The organism is Paenibacillus sp. 01L418 (genome assembly GCF_056400045.1).
Genome location: NZ_JBFTSN010000792.1, coordinates 1 through 1,094, shown reverse-complemented (window position 1 = coordinate 1,094; position 1,094 = coordinate 1). Strand labels below are relative to the sequence as shown.

The following is a 1,094-nucleotide window of genomic DNA, read 5'->3' as shown; positions in this document are numbered from 1 at the left end:
GATGCATGACCGTAGTCATTGATTTCGGACGTCCATACTCCTGCTCTGCCTGCGTTTCGCTCTTGATATCGATTTTCCAGCCAGTCAGCTTGGCAGCAAGCCTTGCATTCTGACCTTTAATACCGATCGCAAGCGATAGTTGGTAATCCGGCACGATTACTCTGGCCATCTTCTCTTGTTCGAATACGATAACCTCTAGCACCTTTGAAGGGCTAAGAGCATTCGCAACATATTCATCCACGCTTTCAGACCAACGAACGATATCGATTTTTTCACCTTTAAGCTCGTTTACGATCGTCTGAACGCGCAGTCCTTTTTGGCCAACACATGAACCGACTGGATCAACCTCGGAGTTACGGGAATGAACCGCAATCTTTGAACGGAAGCCAGCTTCACGAGCAACCGAACGAATTTCTACTACTCCGTCATAGATCTCAGGCACTTCAAGCTCGAACAAACGTTTTAAAAGGCCAGGATGCGTGCGGGATAAAATGATTTGAGGACCTTTAGTCGTGTTCTCAACTTTCGTGATATACGACTTCACGCGGTCACCATGCTTAAACTTATCAGTTGGCATAAGTTCAGTCAAAGGCAATACAGCCTCAACCTTGCCTAGATCCACAAATAAATTGCGAACATCCTGACGTTGAACAATACCGTTAACGATATCTTCCTCTTTATCGATAAAAGCATTATAAATCAGTCCGCGCTCAGCCTCACGAATACGCTGAGTAACAACCTGCTTCGCTGTTTGAGCAGCGATACGTCCGAAATCACGCGGCGTAACTTCAATATCCGCAATATCGTCAAGCTGATAATGAGGATTGATTTCTCTTGAAGCCTCCACTGTAATTTCCAGACGCGGATCTAGTACTTCATCAACAACAGTCTTGCGGGCGTATACTTTGATAACACCAGTATGACGGTTAATATCGACGCGTACATTTTGAGCGGTATTAAAATTTCTTTTGTAGCTGGAGATAAGAGCAGCCTCAATGGCTTCAAGGAGCACATCCTTGGTAATCCCTTTGTCTCTTTCTATTTCTTGTAGTGCTTCAATAAAATCCATACTCATTGGACTGGATTTCCCCCTT

Annotated in this window: 1 protein-coding gene; it reads right to left on the bottom strand. The window is 44.6% G+C overall.

Annotated elements, in window-relative coordinates:
- Nucleotides 1–1,075 (bottom strand): transcription termination factor NusA (gene nusA, locus AC1DSE_RS35675; protein WP_477529170.1); only part of this gene is annotated, 1,075 nt, incomplete at its 3' end.
- Nucleotides 1,076–1,094: the final 19 nt, after the last annotated feature.